This window comes from Pseudomonas sp. PA-5-4B (assembly GCF_021606215.1).
GTDB classification, from domain to species: domain Bacteria; phylum Pseudomonadota; class Gammaproteobacteria; order Pseudomonadales; family Pseudomonadaceae; genus Aquipseudomonas; species Aquipseudomonas edaphica.
The window spans coordinates 1-24,994 of the sequence record NZ_WKDB01000039.1; the positions used below are offsets into that span (position 1 = coordinate 1).

At 58.2% G+C, this 24,994-nt stretch carries 11 protein-coding genes and 1 pseudogene; 1 reads left to right on the forward strand and 11 read right to left on the reverse strand.

Features of this window, described 5'->3' with window-relative positions; genetic code table 11:
* Positions 1 to 100 precede the first annotated feature (100 nt).
* Entirely contained in the window at positions 101 to 355 is a 255-nt protein-coding gene (locus GIW28_RS19190; RefSeq protein ID WP_236445948.1) for a hypothetical protein, read from the forward strand.
* A gap of 134 nt (positions 356 to 489) precedes the next feature.
* Here the strand turns inward: GIW28_RS19190 and GIW28_RS19195 are convergent, their stop codons facing one another.
* The 11 genes and pseudogenes from GIW28_RS19195 to pgaA all read right to left on the reverse strand — a co-directional run bounded on the left by GIW28_RS19195 (position 490) and on the right by pgaA (position 24,792).
* Positions 490 to 5,379, reverse strand: coding sequence for an RHS repeat domain-containing protein (locus GIW28_RS19195; RefSeq protein WP_236445946.1), 4,890 nt, complete (start codon positions 5,377 to 5,379; stop codon positions 490 to 492).
* Positions 5,380 to 5,729: 350 nt separating this feature from the next.
* A pseudogene (locus GIW28_RS19200) lies at positions 5,730 to 6,092 on the reverse strand (transposase); the annotation flags it as partial.
* Positions 6,093 to 6,157: 65 nt separating this feature from the next.
* A complete protein-coding gene (locus tag GIW28_RS19205; protein ID WP_236445944.1) occupies positions 6,158 to 6,814 on the reverse strand; it encodes a transposase in 657 nt (218 codons plus the stop codon).
* Positions 6,815 to 7,076: 262 nt separating this feature from the next.
* On the reverse strand, positions 7,077 to 7,496 hold the full coding sequence (locus GIW28_RS19210) for a hypothetical protein (protein WP_236445942.1): 420 nt from the start codon (positions 7,494 to 7,496) through the stop codon (positions 7,077 to 7,079).
* 173 nt (positions 7,497 to 7,669) lie between these two features.
* On the reverse strand, positions 7,670 to 8,248 hold the full coding sequence (locus GIW28_RS19215; RefSeq protein ID WP_236445940.1) for a hypothetical protein: 579 nt from the start codon (positions 8,246 to 8,248) through the stop codon (positions 7,670 to 7,672).
* A gap of 2 nt (positions 8,249 to 8,250) precedes the next feature.
* Entirely contained in the window at positions 8,251 to 16,353 is an 8,103-nt protein-coding gene (locus GIW28_RS19220; protein ID WP_236445938.1) for a two-partner secretion domain-containing protein, read from the reverse strand.
* A 31-nt stretch (positions 16,354 to 16,384) separates the two neighbouring features.
* Positions 16,385 to 18,109: a ShlB/FhaC/HecB family hemolysin secretion/activation protein gene (locus tag GIW28_RS19225; RefSeq protein ID WP_272912868.1), complete on the reverse strand. Its 1,725-nt coding sequence runs from the start codon at positions 18,107 to 18,109 to the stop codon at positions 16,385 to 16,387.
* Between the two features lie 364 nt (positions 18,110 to 18,473).
* The gene (pgaD, locus tag GIW28_RS19230) at positions 18,474 to 18,956 is read right to left on the reverse strand and encodes a poly-beta-1,6-N-acetyl-D-glucosamine biosynthesis protein PgaD (protein ID WP_017136590.1); all 483 of its coding nucleotides are present in this window, start codon (positions 18,954 to 18,956) and stop codon (positions 18,474 to 18,476) included.
* Positions 18,957 to 18,958: 2 nt separating this feature from the next.
* On the reverse strand, positions 18,959 to 20,299 hold the full coding sequence (gene pgaC, locus GIW28_RS19235; RefSeq protein ID WP_017136591.1) for a poly-beta-1,6-N-acetyl-D-glucosamine synthase: 1,341 nt from the start codon (positions 20,297 to 20,299) through the stop codon (positions 18,959 to 18,961).
* A gap of 2 nt (positions 20,300 to 20,301) precedes the next feature.
* Entirely contained in the window at positions 20,302 to 22,299 is a 1,998-nt protein-coding gene (gene pgaB / locus GIW28_RS19240) for a poly-beta-1,6-N-acetyl-D-glucosamine N-deacetylase PgaB (protein WP_138449396.1), read from the reverse strand.
* Positions 22,300 to 22,311: 12 nt separating this feature from the next.
* Positions 22,312 to 24,792, reverse strand: coding sequence for a poly-beta-1,6 N-acetyl-D-glucosamine export porin PgaA (gene pgaA, locus GIW28_RS19245; protein WP_099549574.1), 2,481 nt, complete (start codon positions 24,790 to 24,792; stop codon positions 22,312 to 22,314).
* Between the last annotated feature and the right edge of the window lie 202 nt (positions 24,793 to 24,994).

Sequence of the window (24,994 nt, forward strand, 5' to 3'; positions counted from 1 at the left end):
GTCCCGGTTCGCCAACCTGCGTACAGCTGTCACCCATTCGTTTGGCGACGATAGGTGACAGCTTCACTCTACTGACCGAGGTTTCACCATGAACCAATACATGCCCCTAACGGGTCACGACTGCACCATCCCCGCTCTGCTTATCGACACCAGCGCGCCCCTCGACGTACTCCACGACGCCGCCGCGTATCGTATTCGCGCCGTCACCCAACTGTTGGAAAACCTGGCCTTCCGCGAACAGCTCAGCAGCGATGCTGTGGTGCTTCAAGACTTCGCCCAACTACTGGCTATACCGCTGCGGGATGGGTGTGATTTGCTGGATGTCATTATTCGCAGGCTTAACAGCGCTGACTGACCAAACGGTAAAGTGGGCAAGCTGCAAAGCCCCTTAATTTTCAACCGGCACGAAAAACCAATACCCCGACATGTCGGGGCATTGGTTTTAACGGGTATAGACTGCGGTTTTAAAACGCTGATATTGGCATTCACTCAACGGAATCGAACCTTACTCCAATATTTGCCCCAACTGCCCCAAGGTAACCACGTGGCATCCCCGACAGCAGTATTGGCGAAGTCAGCGCTGCCCTCAGGAACGCTCAGATTTCCCAAAACACCCGTAGTTACAAACATGATTGTATTGGCGTCACCCAGGTCAAAGAGTCTTGTGGCACCTTTGGCTTGCTCCAACACTGGTCCTATTTCGCGAGGAATAGCTGGAATCAGACGCGAAGCCCCACGAGTAGCGAACTCGCCAGATAGATTGCCATAGTCCTTGAACAGCCCCATTCGTCTCAGCGGGGTTATCAGGCTGGGGGCCGCTTTAACTACAAGTTGTCTGGCAGTTGCAGCCGCTGTACGCCCCAGGTAACTCGCCAACTTGAGTACCTTTTGACCGAGCGTCTTCACGCCGCCTGCCGCGCCCGTCCCCAAGGATACCCACGCCAGAACATTGGACAACTCTGGATGGGTCTCGCTGAGGACCACTGAAGCAACGCTTGTCACTAATGAGATCACCGCGAGCCCAATCAATGCGGCATACAAGGGCAATGACAAGCCGCCGCTCATGATAGCCACCAATACGCCGATGCCCCCCCAAAACAGGTTATTGATCAACTTCCCAGCGTCTCCAACGCTGACCGGCGCCGGGAGACTGTCCCCCCAATGGTCACGCAAGCGCCCACTCACCGAGAAGTGACCGCTGGGGTCGTGATGGTTGACGGGCTCGCCTTCTGCGCAATAGGCATAGACGTTACGACCAGCTCTTCGGTCGAAGGGGCTTAAGTCGTCCATCGCGTTAAGACGCATGACGCTCGGGTCATAAAAACGGTAGCCCATGCCCAGCGCAAAATGGCCGGTTGAAGGGTCGCGGTGTTCGCCCTTAAAGCTCAGCATTGAGTCAGTATCTTGCGAAAAATGCTCGCCGTAAGCCGTATACGCGTGGTGCTGGCCGGTGCCCGCCGTTGAGTCGTAGGTATATATCACGGTGCCATTGGCATCGCAGAGTAAATACAGGGTTCTGTTCACACCGGAAATCCTGGACCGTTGCAAGGTACAGGCGCTGCTTGCGGGAAGCAGCTCGCGGGCGTCGCCACTGCCGTCCAACGCATACTCACCTATGACACTGTTGCTGTCATACATAAGCTGGGTCTTTTTGCCGTCGTGATCGCGGGTCATCAAACGATCAGTCGGGTCGTAGGTATAGCGGGTGCTCCCGGCTTTTATCAGTCGCCCCAGCCAATCATATTCATACTTTTTACCCGTCTGGTCCTGCGTCACGCGCCCGGCGAGGTCATAACTCAAACTGGCCGTCGATGTGTAGTCGGCATGGCTATTGTCCACTTTAGTCAGACAAAACCCCTTCAGGCCATCGTAGGTATAGGTTGCGGTGTTCTCCCCACCGCTGAAGGTCGTGACGCAGGTGGTGACATTGCCCAGGGCATCATAAGTGAACACTTGTTTGGAGATGTCTTTGCCCTTAGGGTTCTTTGGGCACCATACGCCCGTCGTGAGGCAGGTCCCGAGTCGCCCGCCTGGGGTATAGATGTATTCGCGCCGACCCAATACGGTGTCATATTTTTTTGACTCGGGTAATTTCGATGCGTTGTCGGCGTTTCCCTGCCTAAGTTCGACTGATTTCAACTTTCCATCGTTTTCATAGGCGCTGGCCACTTTAAAATCTACACCTTTCGGGCCGTAAAACATGCGGCTGACTTCACCCCGGCTCCCGTCGTAGGCGTAGTTCACCGTACACAGCACATCGTAGCTACCTTTTTTGTGAATGGACTCCTTCGTAAGTCGACCTTGGTCGTCGGTCAGGTGTTTTGTTAAAACGTCTCCTCCTGTAGTTGTGCAAGGCAACCCCTTTGGCGAGTCGTACTCGAATTCGGCTTTTAAATCCAAGGGGCTAGTAACGCTGAGCAGGCGCCCTTGCGGTGAATAATCAGACTTTATTCTTTTAGTCACACCAGGCTCAGCTTTTACGCTCTGCTCGGTGACACGCAGTGAGAGGTCATGGGAATAACTCAGCAGGTGCTCCCCTTCCGAGGCGGTTGAAATACCCTGAGTCCCATAGGCGTAAGTAAACGTCTTCTCTTCGCCTGCATTAGCGGTTCGGGTCTTGGCCAGGCGATTGCCCAGCTCCTTGATATATTCGTGCTCAAGGATGCTGCCTTGCGCGGTCACCGTTTTTGCCGGCACCTCGCTGGCGCCTGTGTAAGTGAAGGTTTCGGTGCTGGTCCCACGGGTGATGGAGGTGACGCGGCCCCAACTGTCGAAGCTGCGTTTACCCAGGGTGTAGGTTTTATTGTCGACCTCGATGTCCACTTGCTCCGCTTCGGGCTGCAGCCAGTGTTTGGAGCGGGTATAGCGGTAGGCGTAGACCGTGGCGACATCCGTTGCCCCTTTGCCCTTTTCACTGTGGGTTTCGCGGAGCAAGCGGCCGAAGGCATCGTAGCTGTACTCCACGGTAGTGATCCCGCGTTCGCCCTCGGTGTAGAGTGTTTTGACCTGCCGGACACGGTTGTACGTGGCGGTCTGGGTTTGGTAAACATGGCCCTGCTGGTTTTTCCATTCGACCTTACGGATGGTCTTATTCGCGTTGTAGTGGGTGACGATGGCGTGTTTATCCGTGTCTTTTCCGGCCCATTGCGTGCGCGTCAACGCTACCGGATCGTAAACATCAAAGACTTTTCGGCCATCACTGTACGTACGGCAGCGCACTTGACCCCACTCGTCGTATTCCAACTCCTCCCATTCGCTGAGCTTATTATCGGTGTGCTTATAGTGGGTGGTACGCAGTTCGCGCCCGAGAGCGTCATAGCTTACGGCCTTGATGAGTATGTTTTTACCCTGTTCAACCCGATACTCACTGACCACGCGGCCTTGGCCATCGTACAGGCTCAGATGGGTGAGCCCCTCAGGGCCGGTGACCTGCACTTGCGCTAGCGCCGGGTAGGTATAAGTCGTCGTTTGCCTATAGGTTGGACTTTGTGCGCAGGTGGTTAACGTCGCCAACTTGCCGTAAGCGTCATAACCATAGTCGGTGCGGTTGCCATCGGCGTCGACCTGGCGAATGAGACGCCCACTGAGGGTACTGTGAGTCTCTGAAGAGGTGCGTTGGTTGCCCCGCTCATCGGTATCGGTAGTGGTGGTGGTCAGTTCGGTTTCATCAACGCCGCCCAGGGTGTAATCGAAAGAGCGTGCGGGTTCGCCAATAAAGTGATCGGGCCTTACGGTCGCTTGGCTGATGCTTTTTTGGCGCCCATTGCGAAAGTCCTCAGTCTCGAAATAGCTAATCTGTTGGCTCAAGAATGCAACTTTTTCTTCCGCATCATCGGCTGCGAAAGTAGCGCGCAGGGTGCCCGTTAGTTTGCGCGCGCTCAGATTTTCAATAAACTCATCATTATAGATATTACAATGAATTACATTCGACAGGTCAAACTTCCCGAACGCGCGTATCCCTTGCGGTAACAAATCACCATCATAGACCATATCGACGTTAACTCTGCTAGAAGGGAATGTTTTCGTGGAAAAATAATTTGGCGTGAGGGTAAGGGGCTTAGGTATATATCTATCCAGTTTCCTGGACAGTGCAAGCCACAACGTTTTTTCAAAGGGTACGGTTTCGTCGGCATAACCCACTTCACGAGCTACTCCATCCTGAATATTCCTGACAAGTGCACCATCGTCATTCATAACATTTTGAATAACTGTTGAACTTTCCTTTGATTCTTTTTTGTACGTGGTGGTAGTGGTGGCAACACCAACGCTATTGAAGCCACCAAAATCGGGTCTTTGGACATACTCGTAAATTTTTGCGACCTCGACCCCTCCTTGCTTGACGGTTTCCGACTGAACATTATGCTGTGCATCGTACCTATAATGGGTTGAGCGAATAGCCGGGGAGCCTTCGCGTTTAACAGTCACGTAGTTTTTCGAGTTGTCGCCATCGCGCTTATACTCGTAGGTCGTGACAACCGGCGTTCCCTTGCCAGTCGGCGTCAAGGTGTGGGTGCTGGCACAGGGCAATGCGGATAACTTTGGATTGTTCGGGAATTTCAGACCATTGTCTTTGTACTCGACGCTTTCCGTAAGGCCATCAAAGTTGACAGTCTCGTTCAGCAGTCGACCACAGACCGGATGGGGCAAATAGTTGTAAATGGTTTTGCTGCCATCTTCAAGACTTACAGACCGTAAGACAAAGTCATCAATACTCAATGTATAGGAGATTTTCTCCAGACTGTCCGGCCAAAAAATGAAATAAACCATCTCGGGTTTATAATTAGAGCCCATCACAGCGGGAACGTAGACAACCTCGAGCAGCCTGCGACCTCGACCATCTTTAATACCGGTTAACTTAACTTGATAATAAGTTTTTCCATTAATAACGTGAGGTGTTGTTGCCCACGTAAAATATACAAAGTTTTCACCATCCATGGTCAACGACTCAGGCATGTAATCCCCAGAATCACTCTGCAACACCAGCACTTCTGTTCTGCCGTCCTTGCGCACCACTGTAAGTTTGCCATCAGACCATGTTGCAGCAACCGCAGTGCTCTTTATGTTCTTATTTTTTTTGAGCTCAATCGTTTCCCCCGAGTGCAGTGTCAATTTCTCATGGGCTGCTCGCCAGCGGCTCATCCGTAGAGACCAACCATCTCCTAAACCTGCTTCGTTGTTCATAACGGGCGTATAGTTGAGGTCTGTTTTAACGGTTGGTCCGTTGCCGTTATTTCCGATAACCGTGCACATTTGAAGGCAAAGTTCAAACAGGCCAGTGCGGGGGTCCACTGCATTGCGCTCTTGCGTGGTGGCATTGAAGATCGGGTCTGTTCCACTATCGCTGGCGTCCGTGCCCATTACATTGTAAGGATTGTTCATACTCATCTCCTATAAATATGTCAGCCTCTTTTCAAGAGGGTCTATTTCCACCTCGAATCTACACCACCCCACATCGCGAGATAACTGTCAGTTCTCACAGGTAGTTTATATTTATTGGTTCTAACCAAGATGCTTTTAATTTCATCTACCTAACCGTCCACTTCATGCAGTGGGTTCGGCAATAACTTTCCTGCAGTAGGAGAATCGTTGGGCACGGTCGCGGAAAACAACGTAGGCAAAAGCAAAAAAACCAGAGGCTGCCCTAGGCAGCCTCTGGTTTTTAAGCAGTTTGCGTGTTTACCGGACACTCGTGACACGGGGCGTGGGAACGATCTTCCGTGTGGGAGATTCTATGGTTGGGGGGAAGCCCCCAAAACCGCTTTTGACTGGTATTCGCTCTGATTTTTCATGAGCGAAAAGGCGATACGCGCTAACTTGCGGGCAATGATGACCAGGGCTTGAGTTGTTTTCAGGCCCCTTGCCAGATAGCCCTCGTATAAAGGCTTCCAGGCTTCTGACCTAATACCTGCTGAGGCCGCGTTATGCAGCAACCTGCGGATCTCTGAGTCTCCTTTCTTGCTCAACGAACGACGTCCGTTCATTTGCCCAGAGTCGGACACCCTCAAGTCCATTCCCAGAAAAGCAATGTAAGCGTCAGCACTTTCAAACTCTCCTCGTTGAAAGGCCATGGTCAGGGCAACTGCTGAGGGAAAATAGGGGTCAGACCACTATTCTTCTATTCTTTTAACTCATACTTTTTTGGGCGTCCTGACACACCCTACGAAACTCTTTTACCTAATGCGTGCGCGATCTCGGACGCAAACTTCTGATCGCCCAAAACATAATTACCGTTTGTAGAAGATCGGATTTGTTCTATCAGCCCAGGTGAAAGTCGATCATTGAATAAAGACCGGTAAGCTTCGGCTCGTTGCGCGCTGCCGCTACCTAATTCGCTATAAGCCGCATGCGGGCTTATAAAGCCTGACAGCTCGCCCTGTGCGTTTGCCCTATAGCTGGTCCAGCGATAGTCGCCCGGATGAATAACCATACCGGCTCTAACCGGGTTCATTTCGATATATCGATAGCAAGCTAAAACATAGTTTTCTTGTTGAACCAAACAGGAACGGAAACGGCCTTCCCACAACGTACCCGTTCGTTGATATGTTCGATTGACATATTGAACGTAGCGCTGCCCAAGCCCCTTCATAAGCAGCCCAGCCCCTGCGCAGCAGGTGGGAGTCAACAACAAGTGAACATGATTTGTCATCAAGCACAATGCGTGAACTTTACAGCCATAAAATTCAGCAAGCATGGCTAATGTATCAATGTAGAAAATATAGTCTTCATCTGAGTAAAAACACGCAGACCGATTGTTTCCCCGTTGAATAATATGCAACGGGATATCCGGCAGTAAAACCCTAGGACGGCGAGCCATATAAACCCCTAACTGGATAAGAGCTTACAGCTTAGCCGCCCTTCAACAGGCCAACAGAGTGGAATAATTACAAAAAATAAATCATGTTTTTAAAGAGCAACTCTGCTGAACTCTAAAAAATCAAACCGTGGTCTGACCCCTATTTCTCTTTCGCTTTGTACCCTGATGCCGAAACGTTCGGTGGCAAGGGCCGAAATCAGAAAAAATGGCCACTCTACGAAGATTAAGTAAGTGCCATTCAAATCCGTGCCCTTTTTCTGCTCTATTTCCTCCCGGCGCAAATCTGCTCCCAGCCTTTCACGATGGTGCCGGTGTACTTGCCACAGGTCGCTCCTTCCAAATTCGCGTCGAGCGCGTCGCGCTCAGGCGCAAGCCATACCGTGTCGGCCAAGTACACCGCGCACGCTGCCAGCAGCAGAACCACAGCCACGCGCGTCGCCATGTAGCGCGCCGTGGCCCGAGGCGTGCGCAAGCGCTCGAACACAAATGCGAACAGCAGCCCGATGCCACACATCAGGAAACCGCCCAGTGCCGCTCCGAAAGCGCCGCCGGTGGAGCTGTAGAAGGAGCCCCACGCCAACATACAAACGCTGGCACTGACGAACATCAGCAGCAGGCACAACCCCTGCACCAACCGCCATCCGACCACCGCTAAACCTGCGATCTGAACCTCACGTGTCATGGAACCTCGTACCGATATGTGCCGGTTCATTCCAAAAACGTGGTCTGCCCCCTATATCCCCCCGGCATAAAAACCTCTAATAACTAAGTAGCACTGTCGGCGACCAAGGACAGATTTTCATATTTAAAAATTTCGCGCTTATAAAGCAGCACTGCAAACCCGCGGCCTCCACTCTATGTCCCCTGACTTATCAGCGCCATCCAATAATCGTACGTTTCTCGAAGTCGAGCGCTCGTTCTTGAGCCGTCAGCAAGTCCACATGCAAATGCGTTAACCACGCGCACCGGATTGGTGGGGAGTCTCCCGGAGGCAGAGATAACAGGCTGGCCATAATCCGCTTGTTTTTTATTTCCTTTCAACTGAGACCACGTAAGTAACGGATTATTTCTGACAGCGACCTCACCATAATACATACCCACTAGAACAGCCAAAGACCTTTCTTCATCGGACATATCAGATACCTCAACACCCATCGCACTGGCCACTGAGTCCTCAGCGAGTGTGCCGCCTTTTGACGACCGGTTGACCTTGGTCACTTGAGAAGCAAACCACTCTGCTAATACATCCAGAGACTCCGGGGAGAAATCTGCAAGCCAATCCTCATACCCAGGCGTCTGCCACACCGCTTGAATTAATTCATCTAAGCAGTAGGGTTTGTTAAGCATGAACCCCTCATAAAAACCATTGAGTTCCTTCGTGCTCATAGACGCAAAGGCTGTTGTAACTGGCGTATAGGCTGTTGTGAACTTCATTATTAATGCACCTTTATCTTAATGCCCGCCTCGGTCAGTGCCTTTTCTAGTGCTGCCGCAGGGCCAACGCGGCCCGTAACAGGGCTCTTGAAAAAGTTCCATGTTACGCCATTGACTAAACCGCGTCTTAGCAACTCTGCATCTTTCGCGACTTGAAGGGCGGTATTGGCGTCCAGCGACGTGTAACCCACCTTGGACTCATGAGCCATGTTGCCGGGGGCTAACTGGTCGACAACTCGGGCTCCTTGTGTCGTTTGAAAGGTCACTTGAGACTGGCCACCCAGCGGCCTGAGCAGGTCTTCTCCTATCTTGCCTGTTGCTCCGATGTCAGACGACGGATTAGGTGAAACAATTCGCGTTGATCGCTCGCTCGTCAAGGTGTAGTAGTTGCCATTACTGCCCAGGTAAATCTGATTGCCATTGCCATCCAATGTTCCGGTAGCCTTGTAAAGCCCACCGCCTGGCCCTGTCACAGTCCCATCGTTGCCCTGCGTATATCCTTTGGGAATACTGTAGCTCGCGTCGTTTGCGGCCGATTTGCCGGTACCGACAACTTTTGTCTCTCCGGAAATCAAGCCAGACGGGCCTTTATTGTCCCTTAAATACTTGATCGCCTTTTCAAGCTGAACCAAACCCGCTGGGTCGACCTCCCCCGGCAAACGTGTCCTCGATTCGACTTTACCACCACCGGTTGCAGCACCATTTAATAACGACAGCCTATCCATGGACGGGCCCCAGTCTGCAATCTGTTTCGCCAAATGGCCGGCCACGAGCACAGAACGACTTATTAGTTCGGTTTTGTATCCCTCACAGACATCTGTCTGGCACTCGATAGACATCAGCTCATCCAGCGCGACGACTACGCCTGGGAGCTTGTCTTTGGCGAACATCGCGCTGCTAATACCAAGCGCATGCTCTGTGTTATAAATACTTTCCTCATTATAACGTTCTTTATTCCATTTATTTTCCTGACACTGAGTGTCCTTGCCACAGCCGTTCATGTCTGCCGCGAAAGACTTTACATCCGAATGTTCAAGGTAGTTATAAACAGTACCTTGCTGCGCGACCCACCCAGCCACTTCCTGATCTTTCGCAGTACCCCCTAATCCTGCCGCAGCCGTCATTCCGATTAATTGTGAGGTCATCGCAAGAACGCGATCATGCGCTTCGCCTGGAAACATCTCAGCGCCGAATGTTTGTATGAGCGCCTTGTTCGCACCGGCCGCAATCGCGCCCGCTGCAAAATCGCCGCCTGCGGCCTCCGCGATCAACCCGCCCACAATGGCATGCACCGCCACTTTGGTGCTTAGCCCTGTTCCGCTTAATTCGGTACCGACACGTTCATAAATCATTCCGGAAAGAACGCTGGCGGTTAGATCAATGGCTGCCTGACCCACATTTTTAGTAAAGCTGCCGCCGCTCGTTACTGTTCTCAATGCAGAATTGACGGCCAGCTGTCGACCTAAGTCTGATGCCGTCAGGCTGCCTGTAACGCCCGCAAACTTAGCGATTGCACCGCTCAACCCCGCAATCGCGTAGCCTTTAAGGCTCTCGCCGGAAGTGACGTCCTTAGCGATATCACCGAGATTCCCTCTGTTATTAATCGTGCTGGTTGCACCTTTTACTGCCACGGCAGTAACAACAGAGTTAGCGGCAAGTCCGGTTGTAGTTGAGGAGGCCGCCCCCACGAGGCCTGCGCCCGCTCCCCAGGTGAAATACGTGACGATGATGGCAATCACCAACGCCGCGCCTCCCCCCAGACTGGAATTGTCATACTTGAAGCTATCGTGGACTTCTTGAACCCTTCTCCAATCGACATCCCCACGCTTTTCGGCTTCTTTCAACCAGGCCAACTGTGGATCCGCCTTTACCATCGCATCGATGGCCTGACTGACTGTTTGTTGATCTACATGCGTGACGTCAATCTTCAAGCCGTCCACCGCATTGATAACAACCTTCCCTTGCGCAACCAACTCACTCTGGCGCAGCGTCTCGTCGGTATTGCCCCTACCCTTGGCACTGGTCCAAACCAAGCTGTTTTTGCTCTTCTCGTGACTCTCCTGATGCAGGTCCTTAACGGCTTCAAAGGTGATAACCCCTCCACTATCCAGTGTTAGGTCCTTGCCACTCTGAAGCTTAGCGAGTTGATAGGTCTGATCACCGCCACTTTTGAGAATCAGGTCGCCACCTGTCTTGATCTCAGTTCCCACGTTTGTGACGCGAGAAACTTCATCACGCTTGGTCTTCTTCGCCCCCCAACCGCCGTTCTCCTTCATGTCGTAGAGAGTGTAGGTGCTGTTCTGCGCCGCCAGCAGGTTCAACTTATCCCCGCTGTACAGATACGCCTCATTCCCCGCACTGATCTTGCTCGCCACTAGCGTGGTGTCGCGCCCGGCCTGGCTCTTAAAATCCGCGCCCGCCGTCAGCACACTGGCCAGCTGCGTGGTTTGCTCGTCCGCCGTCTTGATGCGTTTTTTGCCGTCTTTTTCTTTGCCTTCGACGTTGTGCATGTCACTGACGGAGGCGACGTTAAGATCGCGCCCGGCCTGAATGTTCAGGTCTTTGCCAGCTGTGGCGGTGCTGCCGATAATGTTGACGTCTTGCCCGGCCTGCATGTTGAGGTTGCCGCCTGCCGTAACGGTGGCGGCGAGGTTTTTCACGTCAGTGGTAATGGTGGATTTTTCGCCGCCGTCGATGGTTTTGTGTATCACGCTGGTGTCGCTGACGGCGACGAGGTTGAGGTCGCGGCCGGCGGTCAGGTTGGCGTCTTTGCCGGCGGTGAGTGCACCTCGGTTGGTGAGGTCGCGGCCAGCGTCAATGGCGAGGTTTTGGCGAGTGACGATGCTGCCGGCGCTGGCGTCGGTGAGGGTGCGCATGCCCACGCCTTCACGCACTTGGATCGCGGTGTTGTCGTTGGTGATGTCGCCCTTGAGGGTGGCGAGGCTGACTTGGCTGCCACGAACTTCACCGCCCATGGCGTTGCGGATACTGTCCTGGGCCAGCAGGCTCAGGTTGTTACCGGCTTCCATCAGGCCGCCGTTGTAAATGCTGCCGCTGCTGACGGCGGAGAGGTTGTTGCTGGCGCGCAGGGTACCGACGTTGACCAGGTCGCCACCGGTGACCAGGTTGAGGTCACGGCCCTGGATCAGGCTGTTGCCGCGCACGTTGCGCGATTCGGCCTGGGCCAGGTAGAGCACCGGCACCAGGACGGTTTGGCCATCGACCACGCGGTTTTCCATCCACACGATGTCGTGGGTCAGGGCGCCGACTTGCTGGCTGGTGAGCGTCACACCGACGCTCAGGCGCAGGGCGTCTTTGCTGGCGAGGCCGTTGTCCATCAGGTAGCGGAATTGGTCGGCGTCGCTGTAGAGGCCGCCGGCAAGGAAGCGTTGGCCGGTTTGCGCGAGCACGGCGTCACGGATCAGGCGGCTCTCGTATTGGCCATCACCCAGACGGCGCCAGGCGTTGTCATCGGTGAAGCCGAGTTTGCCGAGCATGTAGTCGGAACTGAAGAAGCCCGAGGTGGTGGCAAATTCCGGGTTGGTCTCGATCAGGTAGTGGCTGGTCGGGTCGGGGTTTTTGACGAACAGGCCGTACTCGCCCTTGGGCAGCTGGAAGTTCGGGGCGGTAGTGGGGTCGACCGGGGCGAACGGCGTGCCGGTGTAGTCCACGGGTAAGAAGCCACCACCGGGGGCGACGACGGCAACCGGCAATACGCTGCCGGCGGCTTGGGCGCTCGGGTCGTTGGCATGTTTGCTCAGGTTGATGTTGATGCCGCCGACGGGGATGCCGGTCTGGTCATCGCCAAGAGTGCCAGTCAGCTGAGCCAGGGTGTTGTTATGCAGCGTGCCGTTTTGCAGGGTGCGTACGACGTTGAGGTTAACGGTGCCGCCGGCTTGCATCGTGGCGGCGTAGCCTGGGCCGCCGTTGTCGGTCCAGGTGGTGACATCGCTTGTGTAGGAGAAGGGCCGCACGTTTGGCGAGCGGTTTTTGAGCTCTTCAAAACGCGCCTTGTCGAAGTTGCCGGCGGCGGTGGCGGCATTGAACGCAGGCACGTCGATGTATTCCATGCCCTCCCACACGTGATCGTTCACATGCCCTGGGGTGTTGATCACGAGTTTGCGTTGCCCGGTGCGCGTGCCGGCGCCCTGGTTGAGCAAGTCGCCAGCGGTGATGCTCAGGTCGCCATTGGCGGCCAGCAGGCTGTAGCGGTTCTGCACGTTGTCGCCTTGCAGCACCATGTCCTTGCCGGCGACGAGCCGCGCCGAGGCCGAATCCTTGGTTGCCGTTTCAAGGTAAGTCTCGTTGATGGTGATTTCACCGCGCCGCCAATTGTCGTCCTCACCGCAGTGCTGCATACACACCCAGGCCAGGCTGCCGGTGGTGAGGGTTTGGCCCAGCTCAAATGCGTCTTTGGCGTTCTCGATAAAGCCGGCGTTGATGCCGATGGAACCTTCGCTTTCTACGGTGCCGGAGCGGTTGCTGAACAGCACCGCCTTGCCGCCATCCACCGCCGCAAAGCTCAAGTTGCCCTTGCTGTAGACGTCGCCATACAGGTTGCTAAAACCATTACCGCGCAACGTCATGTCGCCGCCGCTGAACAACAGCGAATCGGCGCCATTGGTAATGCCGTTGACGGCGCTGAGGTTCACCGCGCCCTGGGCACCCAGCGTGCCACGGTTGCCGATTTGTGCCGCCGCAATGTCCAGCTGCTGACGCGCAGTGAGGAAGCCGAGGTTGTCGAGGGTGCCGCTCAGTTTGATCTGGGTGGTGTTGCCCGCCAGGCGGCCGCCATTCTGGCTGAGGTTGTTGGCCGTCACGCTGAGGTTTTGCTGGGTGGCAATGCGGCCGTTGTTGCTCAGGTCGCCGCTCAGGGTGATGCTCACGTTGCCGTCGCTGAGCAGTTCGCCGTCGTTGTTAAGGCTGGCCATGTCGAGGGTCAAGCCCTTGCTGCTGGCCATGCGGTCGCCAGCCTTGAGGGTCAGGCCTTGGGCGCTTCGGTAAGTGAGGGATTCGTTGAGTTGCACGCGGCCCAGGCCATCGACGTTGCCAAACGCCCAGTCAGCGGTGCCCAGGCCATTGATGGTGCCCTGGCTGCCGGTGAGGCTGGCGGTGTTGATGCGGAATAGTCCCGTGCCCGCGTGTTGCAACTGGCCGCCTTGGTTGTTCAGTTGCGTGGCGTCGAGGCTGAACGCGCCGCTGCCGGATTCCAGCGTGCCGTTCTGGTTGTTGAGGCTGCCACTGAAGTTGAGGCTGCTGTTGGCGCCGCCCAGCGCGCGCAGTTGCCCGCCTGCGCTGTTGTCGAGGTTGCCGCCGTTGAGGGTCAGGCCCTGGTTGGCCTCGATCAGACCGCCTCGGTTGGTGAGCGTGTCGCGTGAGGCCAGGCTGATCTGGTTGCCGCTGATCTGGCCATTGCCACTGTTGTCGAGCGTGGCGCCGGTGATCGCCACTTGTTCTTTACCGAAGAGTTTGCCGCCACGGTTGGCCAGGGCTTCGACAGTCAATTGCAGGTTGCCGAGCAGGCTGGCCATCAAGCCGCCGCTACTGTTATCCAGCGTATTGGCATTGACGGTCAGGGTGTCGCCTTGCACGGTGCCGCCGAGGTTATCTAGGCTGGCGGTGTCGAGTTGAGTGTGGGCGCCGCCGCTGAGGATCAAGCCTTTGCGGTTGCTCAGGTCCTGGCCGCTGTAGCTCAGGCCCTGGTTGCCGGCCAGCAGTTGGCCGGCGTCGTTGTTGAGGTACTGCGCCGCGATGTCCACGCGCTTGCCGCGTAGGGTGCCGCCGCTGTTGTTTAGGGTGGTGAGAGCTTTGACCAGCACGCTGCGTTCGCCCGCGTCGATCACACCGCCAGCGTTGGTGAGCAGATCGCTGACGTTGAGGGTCACGTCACCGCCATTGCTGACCAGCGAACCTTTGTCGCTGTTGTTGAGGGTCTGCGCGGTGACGTCAACCGACGTGCCGATGAGGATGCCCGCGCTGTTGTCCAGGCGCTCGCCTTGCAGTTGCAGCTGGCCTTCGCTCTGGATACGGCCTTGGGCGTTGAGCAATTGGCCCGGGCCTTTGAGCAGCAGGCTCACGCCCTGCGCGCCACCGGCCAGCAGGCCGGCGTTGCGGTTGTCCAGGCCTGAGGCGCGCACGTCGAGAGCGTCACCCACCACGCGCCCGGCGCGGTTGTCGATGGCACCGCCGTTCACGTCGAGCAGCAGTTGCTTGCCGACGATCACGCCGCTTTGGTTATCCAGGTTTGCCGCGTGCAGCGCAACATCGCCCTGCCCGGCCTGCAAGCGGCCTTGGGCGTTGTTGAGCTGTTGCGCGGTGGCAAGCGTCAACTTGCCGGTGTTGGCGCTCAGCACGCCGTTGGCATTGCTGCTGAGGCTGCCCGCGTTGACGGTCAGGTCGGTGCTGGCCTGGGCGAACCCCTGGCTGTTGTTGAAGGCATTGGCGACGCTCAGGTTGAGCGCGCCATTGTCGGCCTGGATCAAGCCCTTGAGGCTGTTGTCGAGGTCGCCGGCATTCACCGTGAGCGCACCGGCCACCAGCACACCGTTCTGGTTGTTCAGGTTGCCTGCGTTGACGGTCAGGTTGTTGGCGATGACTTGCCCGCCGCTGTTGTTGAGCTCGGCGCTGGTCAGCACCAGGCTGCCGCCGGCCATTTCGATGCGGCCCTGGCGGTTGTCCAGGGAGGCGCTGTCGACGGTTGCGGCCTGGCCTTCACCGAAGCGAATCAGGCCGCCGAGGTTGGCGATGGCCGGTGCGCTGATCGCCAGGTTTTGCTCGCCGTACAGGCGTGCCGTGGTGCCTTGGTTAGTCAGGTTGGCGGTGCTGACGCTGACGGTATTACCCTGAATGATCGCGCCCTGGTTGGTCAGCGCTTGCGCGGCAGTGATCGCCAAGTCGCGGCTGGCCAGCAGGTTGCCGCTGGTGTTGAGGATTTGCGCGTTCACCACTAGGTCGCCGCTGGTGTTACGGCTGTTATCCGCGGCCACACCGGCTTCGATGATGCCGGGGTTGGTGACGGTGGCTGCGTTGAGTTCAATGCGCTGGCCGGCGGCCACGCTTCGCTGGTTCACCAGGGCTTGGGCGCTGGTGACCTGTACGTTGCCCGTGGCGTAGACCTTGTCAGTGAGGTTGACGTTTTGCGCGGTGACTTTGATGTTACCGGTGGTCGACGTCTGCGCCATGCTCAAATGCCCATTGGCATCGAGCTGGATATCACCACCACTGGCCGCCAACGTGCCGTCGAGCTTCACGCCCACACCGGCTTCGGTGCCCACCAGTTTGATCGCACCGGCGTACATGCCGCCCAAGGCGCTGGAGTCGATGGCCAGCTCGGGCTTGGCGCTGCCGTCGTCGGCACGGGCGGTGGCTTTCAGGCTTTTGGCGTCGACGTCGTTGCGCCCGGCGACCACGGCCAGTTCACGGGCGTTGATCTGCGCGTTGATCTTGGCCGTGCGGGTAATGATTTCGAAGCGGTCGACGTTGCTGGCGTTCAGGCCTTCGCCGTCGATGGTCACGGCGCCGCCGTCAACCTGGTAGTGGTCCAGGCGACCGACGTTGTCCATCATCGGCTTGCCGGTGGTCAGGGTCACGTTGGGCGTGTTGATAAACCCGCAGCCGCTGCACGTGATGCCGTAAGGGTTGGCGACGATGACTTTGGCCGACTGCCCCGCTACTTCGGTGTAACCGTGCAGCTGGCTCGGGCTGCCGCCGTTGACTTCGTTGAGGATAACGTTGGCCGCGCCGCCCTTGAGGTTGGGGTTGCCGACGATGTAACCGCCCAGCTGGGTGTTCTGCAGCGCGCCAGTGGCGTTGTTGAGGATCACGCCGTTGGGGCCGACGTTGTAGTCCTTGAACTGGTTATGGGACAAGCCACTGCCATTAGGGGTGGCGATGTTCACCACCGGCACGCCATTGCCGGCCTGGCCGACGCTGGTGGCCGGGTTGCTCACCACAATGCCTTCGGCCTGGGCCAGCAACGGCTGCCAGAACAGCGCGTTGACCAGGATCAGCACCAGGCCGCGCTTGGGCAGGCCGAAGAACGCGTCGCGGCGCTTCAAGGCAGCAGAAGGTTGGCGGGCCAGAAAGGCAAAGTGGCGAACATCCATGGTCAAATTCTCGTTGCAGCGGGGCGTTGAATTACAGGAAGAAATCCATGCGGAAGTAGATCGGCGCTTCACGCTCCGTCACCACTCCAGGTCTTTCTAACGAGTGGGCAAAGGTCACACTGGTGCTGACGTATTTGCCACGGGCGAACAGTTCCACGGAGTTGCTTGAAACGCGGCCGTGGTTGTCGCCGTTGTAACGGTCGTTGCGGATCACGCCCTGGTCGTAACCGAGGCTGGTGCCGTATTCGGCGAAGGCCGGGCGCAGCCATTCCAGGGTGACCGGGCGCGCCCAGCGCACTTCGTTGCGCCAGTAGCCGCCGCTGTCGCCAGACAGTTGCTGGTCCTTCAAACCGCGCACCGACGACGAGCCGCCGAGGCTGATGCGCTGCGGCGAGAACAGCACGTCTTCACTGCGTTGACCGGTGGCCAGGCTGGTGAAACTGAACGACTCGCCCCACAGGCGAAACGGCTGCAAATAGCTGACCGTGGCAGTGTATTTACGGTAATCCGGGGTGGGCGTGAGGTTGCCGAACTGGTCGCGGTGCTGGTCGTCACGCTGGGCGTCAAAGGCGCCGATGCCGTTCTGCACGCCGAGGTCGATGTTGACGAAGGCATTGCCGATGCGCCGGCCGTGGTTGATACCAAACTGCAACTCACTGAGGCGGTTGCTGCTGATTTCGAGCTGGGCGTCGTTGATGTAGTTGTTGGTGCGCAGGTGAGCCAGGCCGACGTTGAGCGAGGTTTTGCTGACGTCATCGCGGTGGATCACACGTTCGGCGCGCAACTGGTGGTTCTGGTTGTCGCCCGATTGCTTGAATTTGAAGGTGTCGGTATAGCCGAGGGCGCGGTAATCGCTCTCGCTGTAGGTGTAGGTGAAGTTCCACCAGCCCCACGGCACGTTGTAATAGAGCAGGGTGTTTTTCGAGGTTTTCTGGTGGTCGCTGATCGCGTCGTGGCCACCGCGCAGCACCAGTTGGTCAGCCAGGCCGAGCGGGCTGTCCCACTCCAGGCCCGCGCCCCATTGCTGTTCGCCGGTGCTGCGTTGCCCGTCGTTGTTGCGCGACAGGCTGGCGCGCCAGGGCTTTTGCGGGGTGTTCTTGACCACCACGTCGCTGCCGCCCACTTGCTTGCCGGGCGTCAGCTCCATTTGCGCCTGTTTGGACGGCAACCGGTTGAGCTGGTCCACCAGTTGCTCGACCTCGCGCAGGTTCAGCGCCTCACCGACTTTGCCGGGAAACGCCATGGCCAGTTCACGCTCGGTGACGTTGCTGCCTTCGGCGCTGCGCACCGCTTCGAGTTTGCCTTCGACCACCAACACCTGCAGATGGCCGCTGGAGAGGTCTTGTTGCGGCAAGTAGGCGCGGCTGGTGACGCGGCCTTTGGCGATGTAATAGTCGGTGATGACCTTGAGCAACTCATTGAGCTGCGAGACGCCCAGGCATTGGCCTACATAGGGTTTGAGCAGCAGCGTGCGGTCGCCGGCAGGCAGGCTGTCGGCGCCTTTGAGTTCGATGTCTTTGATCGGGAAGCAGCGGGTGTCGGCAGGCGTAGCCGGTGCCTGTGGCTTGGCTTCTTTGCCGGGCAGGTCCTGAAGCTCTTGCAGGCGCCGGCTTTGCTCTTCCAGCAGGCGGTTTTGCCGATCGCGGATCAGGTCTTGATCCCCAGGCGTGGGGGCGGCGGTGGCCGTATTCAGGCTCAGGCAGGCGAGCATGAAAGTGCACAGCAAGTACCGAGTCCGTGGCGATAAAAAAGACATGTTCGATCCATCGAAAATCAAGGGGCGGCAAACTACCATCGAACTAGCGCTGGCCCAAGAAACCGGGACAGTTGCACATTCGTGCTTATTACATCCGCAACACATTGATTATTAACAATAAAGAGTTATCACAAAGAGATAATGGTGGCCGTTAGAAGTTTTATTCCGACCAGCGGCAACTCTTTTGATATTAATTCGGCAAACAATTTAGCAAATGCCATTATTTAGCCATCAACTACTTGCCGAGTTAGGTTAGTACAGGGGAATAGCGAAAAGTTCGCGGTGTTTTTGTGAATTGGATCCCATTTATCGGAATTCCAAGCGACGCAGATGGAATGTGGGAGCTTTGGTGTCTTTGGATTTTCTAGACGGCGTCTTTGCCTTTTTCCGCGCCGGGCACCAGGGTCAGGCCGGGGCGCTCCACGTCGCGGGAGACGTGGGACTTCACATCCTCGACACCGCCGTCTTCGTCGTTGTGGATCACCAGCACGCCCGGCTTGCGAAACTGCTCCAGGTGGCCGTCGCCCAAATTGAAACTCTCACTCAGGTTTTTGTCGCTCAGCGCATTGGCTTCGGCGCGGCGCTGGGCGAACTTGCGCCCACGGCGTTGCTGATAGCGCGCCCAACTGATCAGGATCACTGCGTTGAACAAGGCGATCCACAGGTAGATCTGCAAGGTGTTGAGCGCGGCGAAAATCGGCGCCTCAATACGTGGGCCGCCATGGGTTTCCAACATGGCGCCGATACCACGCGCGAGCAGCCAGATCAGCCCGCCCCACGCCAGCAGCGTCAGCAGCACGTCGATGATCCACATCACGGTGTTTTGGCGAGTTCTGACCAGCTTCATGGTCACGCCTCCTCTTCACTGGGTTTGATGCCGCGGTCCGGGCTGACCCAGCGCGCGCGTTTCTGGTGCTGGTTGAACAGCACCTTGGGAAAGCTGACCAGGGTGGTGAGCAGGCTGACCAGCCAGAACACCATCGGGTACCACACGGTCCAGAACAGGGTTTTCCACAGGTCCTTTTCATAGCGCCGGTCGATCAGGATGCTCACCGCGAACTGCAGCAGGCACACCATTGCCAATACCAGCCCGGTAAAGGCCGGTGGCACCAGGGAATCCACGGCAATCGCCTGCGGCAGTACCACGAACTTGCCCACGCCCCAGAAGATCACCGAGAGCAGGAAGGTGAAGGCCCAGCCGGTGGACAGGCAGTACTCGAACAGCAGTGGCCACAGGTAGCGATGGCGCCATTGCCAGATGCCTCGGATGTTCTTGAACAGCACCTCGGCGCCGCCCTGGGCCCAACGCAGGCGCTGTTTCCACAGGCCGCCTACGGTTTCGGGCATGAGGATCCAGCACAGGGCACGAGGCTCGTAGAAGATCGCCCAGTGGTCCAGTTGCAGCTTCCAACTCACGTCGATGTCTTCGGTGATCATGTCGGTGGACCAGTAGTCGATGCGGTCCAGCGCCTTCTTGCGAAACGCCACCACCACACCCGACACCGTGAAGATCCGCCCGAACACGCGCTGGGTGCGCTTGATCAAGCCGATAATCGAGGAGAACTCGCCCACCTGCACCCGGCCGATCAAGGTTGAACGCGTGCGGATGCGTGGGTTGCCGGTCACGGCGCCCAGGCGCGGGTTGTCGAGCATCGGCGCGACCATGTAGGCCGCTGCGTTTTTGTCGAGCAAGGCATCGCCGTCGATGCACACCAGGTACTCACTGCGCGCCGCCACGGCGCCCATGCGCAAGGCCACGGCCTTGCCCTGGTTTTGCGCCAGGTGCAGCACACGCAGGCGTGGGTGTTGCAAGGCCAGGGCGTCGAGCACGGCAGCGGTGTTGTCCTTGGAACCGTCGTTGACGGCGATGACTTCGATATTCGGGTACAGCTGGTTCAGGGCCGCATGAATGGTGTCGGCGGCGTTATCGCCCTCGTTGTAGCAAGGGATGATGATCGAGATCAGCGGGTTGCCGGCCAGGGTCGGCGCCGGCGTGTCTTCCTTCCACGGCCAATGCCGCTCCCAGTGCAGCCAGAAGTACAGCCCGCCGGCGATCCACAGCGCCGACATGAACAGTGGGTAGAAAAACACGAAGTCCATCAGGAACTGCCCGGTGACCAGGAAGATCAGGCCCAGGGGCACACCCAACACCAACGCCAACACGAATAAAGCCAGGATTCTGTCGAACATGATCAAGGGTTCCACTGGTTGGAAAGGGCCGGACGAACTGTCTTCAGGTCCGGCGAATTTTCCAGGAAGTTATCCGGGTAGTAGCCAAAGCTCTTGACCCCCTGGCGTTTGAGCACGCCCATCCATTCGGCCATCTGCGCGCCCTTGATATCCGGCGCTTCTTTGGTCCGCCAGTCTTTGGCTTGCAGCTCGAACACGGTTTTTTCCAGCGCGCCGGGGCGCGCCTTGACCGTGGCGACGAGTTTTTCCAGCCAGGCGTTGGAGGTTTTCAGCTCCTGGCCTTCCATCAATGGCATGGCCATGGGCGCAGTCCAGTCGTAGGCCTGGAGGAAGTCGTCGAGGTTCTGCGCGAACCAGGCTTCGCTGGCCGGGTTGAGCATCGGCTCGGCAAAGATATTGCGTGCGGTCGCCACTTGTGGACCACCGATGGCGCGAACCTTGGCGGTCAGCTCGTTGGTGAAGTCGATCAGGTAGCGGCTCTTGAAGCGCGTCCAGCGTTGCATCACTGCAGGGTCTGCACGCAGCGCGGCAATGCTGCCCGGCAGGCCGTTGGCAGCATAAGCCTTGAGCGCAGCGGGGCTGGCGTCTTCGAAGTCGGAAAGCACGGCGTCGTCGTGGTACAGCACACCGTCGATGGCATTGTTGCGCGCCAGGTCTTCATAGATCTCGCCGATGATCTTGCGCACCTGCGGGTCGAACGGCGACAAACGTTTGTATTGGTCCGGGTCGGTGCCGACCTGGCCGGTTTGCGGGTCCCAGCGGGTCACACGCGGCAGCTTGGGGTCGAGGGCGAAACTCAGCACCGGCATCCAGGCATACACAGCCGCGTGGGCACGGGTGTGCAACTGCCAGGAGACGCGGTTGAACAGGTCGGCGCGCACCGGCAAGTGGCGGTTAGGGAAGTACAGCGAGTGCACCAGGCCGTCGCCTTTGGGGTCGGCGAAGGCTTGCAGGAATACAGTGCCCGCGCCCATGTCCACCACACGCTGTACAAGCTGGTCGAGGTTGCGCGCTTGTTGGGCCGGGTCGGGGTCGTAAACGTTGTCGAGGTCCACGTGCAGCACCCGCAGCGGTGCCTGGGTTTGCACCGCCACCATGCTATTGGCGAAATGCTCGCCGTCCGGGTCCGAAGCCACCAGGAAGCGCGGGCTGTTCATCAGGTTGCCGAGGCTGTCGAGGCCGTCTTCCAGGGTCAGCGCCATCTGGTAGCCCTGCTCGCCGACAATCGCCAGTGAGGTGCCTTTGGCGGCGCCGTAAGGCCACACCCACACCCGAGGCGCCTTGCCGGTCACGCTGCGGATCTTGTTAGTGATCGCCGCGACATCAGCCCGCATGCGCGCATCGAATTTGGCCTGGTCTTCATAACGACCGGTGGCCGGATCAAAGCGCAGGCTGGTCGCCGCCGGCTCGAGGTTGCCCTGGGGGTTGGCCAAAATCCCTTTGTGGTTGTTGTCGGTGTGCGCGGCGATTTCCACCAGGCCCGACTGCGACACTTCACGAATCTGCTGCCAGGTGAGGAACTCCCCACGCGGGCGCGGCGAGCCGGCGAAGTCGACCGGTTGATTGAGCGGCGTATCGATCCAATACCCCACCGGCGCCAGCAAGGCTGGCCAGTGATAGGCACGCAGAATCGGCATCACGCGGGTGTAGAAGCTGGAATAGCCGTCATCGAAACTGAGCATGATGGCTTTGGGCGGCAACTCGGGGCCGCCGTTGCGTGCCGCCAGGATCTGGTCGACGCTGACCGCCTGGTAGCCGTTCTCGCGCAACCACGCCAGTTGTTCGATCAAACGCTCGGTGCGCACCGCCACCACCGCCTGGTCGGGGTCGCGATCCTCGACATCGTGGTAGGCGATGCCCAGGAAATGGTTTTTCGGCCACGGCGCTTCGTTGGCCAGTATCGGCCGCTCGGCGGGTGGAGTGAAAGGCGCGGGTTGCTGGGCACAGGCACTGGCCAGCATTACACCTAGGACCAACAAGCAACGGCAAAGGACGGTCATGGTCAGGCTCTTTTAGAAACGGTAAGTGAGGTCGACGAGCAAGCGCAGATCGCGTTCGCGATCACCGTCATAAGGTCGGCTGATCAGGCTCAGGTTGGCGCCCACGTCCAGTACATCGTTCCAGCGAAAACGTTGGCCATAGCCGATCAAACCGACGCCACCGGTGGAATAATCCCGTTGGCTGTACGTACCTGCACCGAGCTGGAACTGCTGACTCCACTGAGTCTCGTAGCGGTGATAGAGCACATGATTGACCGTGACCGTGGGCAACACGGTGAAGTCGGACTTGGGGTTGAAGTACACCGTGTCTTCTTTGGTGTTGTGGCTGGTGCCGACTTCCAGGCCCAGGTCTACCTGCACGCCGGGCGCGCTGTAGATGCCCTCGCGGCCAGTCAGTACGGCTTCGAAGCGGTTGTTGCCATCGCTGAAGTGGGACGGGCTCAGGGCCAGTTTCCACTCGCGGCTTTCATTCGCGCGCCAGCGAATAAAGCCACTGCCGCCGTTGGCGGTGACATCGGCATTCAACGCTCGCAGCGGCGTGGTAGTCAGCAGGTAGCCGAGGCTGCCGCCGTACTGCCAGTTGTCGTTGATGTCGCGGGCAATCGACACGGCCGCACCCTGCTTGGAGCCATAGCCGTAGGAGTGGTTGGACACTTCGGCTTCCAGGGTCATGTCGCGGGTGCGACGCTCCACACCGACGCGCTGCCAACGGTGTTGGCCGGTGCCTTCGCTGAAGTCGGCGGTGGCGTAGCCGGCACCGGCGAACAGGCGCCAGTCTTCATCGATAGGCGGCGTGTAGAGCACGCTTTCGATGCCCCAGTCACGGCTGCCGGCCACTGCGCCGGCGTTGTTGTTATTGCCGCCGCCGTAGCTTTTTCCGGTGTAGGCCTCCACGCGCAGCTCGGCCATGTCGTGTACATCCCGCAGACGGCTCAGGCGCTGCACTTGGCGGCTGTCCGGGTTGCGGGCCAGCACGTCATCGGTGAGCACGTCCATTTGCCGCCATTCCTGCAGGTCCATGGCAGTGTAGGCCTGGCTGACTTCCAGGCCGATATCCCGCGGGGTCTGGGCTTCGGTTTCCTTGAGGATGCCCTCGGCGCGGCGTGGCAGGTCGCGGGCGCGGTACATGTCGGCCTGGGCCAGGCGCAAGCCGACATTGCCGGGAGCTTTGGCCACCAACGCGTCCAGGCCGGCTTCGCTGCCCGGCAGGTCACCGCCGTAGACGCCGGCCTGGGCCGACAGCTGTTGCGCGTCCATCCAGGCGTCGTTGGGGTTACCAATGGGCAAGCCCTTGAGTTCGACTCGAGGTTTCTGGCTGGTGGCGAGGCTGTTGGCAACTTCGCGCGCATCGGCGCCTTTGTCGCTTTCCTGCAAGGTGTAGAACAAGGCCGTGGTGTCTTCGACCCGATCATCGGGTTCGGCATCGGCAGCGCTGATCACCTCGCGGTACAACGGCTCGGCTTTTTCCGGCAAGCGCTGGTCGAGGTAAGACGCGGCGACCCAACGCAGGGCATAGGTCGGCAATTGCACGCCTTCGCCCTTGAGGGTTTCGTAGTCGCGGATCACATCGGCGGTGCGTGCCCGCGCCTTGAGGGCACCCAGGCGGTCGATGCGCCAGCGCACCACATCATCATGGGCACTTGGGTCCGGGGTCCAGCGCGCGAGCAGTTTGTCGTAGTCATTGAGGGCGCGGTCGGCAACCACGTAGCGTTCTTTTTCGGTGCGGGTGGCGAACTCGGCCATGCGCACGCGCTCGGCGGCGAGGTCACCTTCGAGGCGGCGCTGGGTCACCGCGTCGAGCAGGCCCGGATGTTTGGCCGACAGGCGCAGCGCCGGCTCCGGCAGGCGGGCCTTTTGCAGGGCGACGATGTATTCGCGGACCACTTCAGGCTTGTCACCGGCGCGAGTAAAGGCTTGGTCGAACTCGAACAAGGCGTCGTAGTTCAAGCCTGCGCGGGTCAGCGCATAACCCAGGGCCATGCGGCGGTTGGGGTCATTGGGTTGCGCCGCCACCAGTGCGCGCAAGCGCTGCACGGCCGTCGTGGCCTGGCCGCCGTCGGCCTGGGTCAGCGCCTGGCCCAGCTGCAGGTCGACATTGCCCGGTTCACGCACCAGCGCTTGCTGGTAAACCGCCAGAGCCTGCGGCCACTGCTTTTGGTTGCGATAAGTGCGCGCCACCGTGGCCAGCGCCTGGGTGGTGAGGTTGCGATTTTTGCCTTGGGCCTCGTAGACCTTCAACACTTCGGCGTCTTGCCCTGCCCAACCGGCAATCACCAGGTGATCGCTGATCTGGCCAGGTGTCTGGCGTTCAGGCGGCAGTTGGCGCAATTGGGTCAGCGCGGGAGTGAAGTTGCCGTTACGCGCCTGGATAATCAGCGCGTCATAGGCTGGGTCGGCGAAGGCAAGGCTGGGCGTCAGCAATTGGCTGCATAAGGCGGCCCCAACGAGCAGGCGCAACCGGCCTGAAGCACTGGTGGGTAGTGTTCGCAGCATATCGTGAGCTTCCTTACACACGGAAAGCTATAACGATAGGTGGTCCTGAGCAAAACGCATCAGGGTGCCGGCGTCTCGTGACCCGGCCTAGCTTTCCTGTAGGAACTATCTCTTAGGAAAGTAGGGAAATGCCCAAATCAGAACAATTGTTCAGAATTATCCAACCGCAGAAAAACCAATGGAGGCCAAGGCTTGCCTGAGC